Origin of the sequence: Phosphitispora fastidiosa, assembly GCF_019008365.1 — a bacterium.
Taxonomy (GTDB): Bacteria; Bacillota; Thermincolia; order Thermincolales; family UBA2595; genus Phosphitispora; species Phosphitispora fastidiosa.
The window spans coordinates 1-240 of sequence record NZ_JAHHUL010000208.1 but is presented as its reverse complement, the minus strand read 5'-3'; the positions used below and the strand labels follow the sequence as shown (position 1 = coordinate 240).

Annotated in this window: 1 protein-coding gene; it reads left to right on the top strand. The window is 30.4% G+C overall.

The features are described from left to right. Window positions 1-240: hypothetical protein (locus Ga0451573_RS19530; RefSeq protein WP_231685881.1), on the top strand; the 240-nt coding region annotated here is incomplete at both ends.

Sequence of the window (240 nt, the reverse complement as noted above, 5' to 3'; positions counted from 1 at the left end):
AGATAATTATCCAGAATGGAATGAAGAATACGCAAAATTAAATACAATAAAGACTGCATTTCCCTGGGATCCATTTGATTTAGCTGATAATGAACATTATAACAGAATTATTAGATCTTCTGGAGATCCTGGTACTGGAGGTAGTAGATCCTTTAGAAGATACTTATCAGAAGACTTTCTTGATGTTAAAGAGAATAGGGGAGATATAATTAATCTTACTGAGTATAATGATAATTTAAT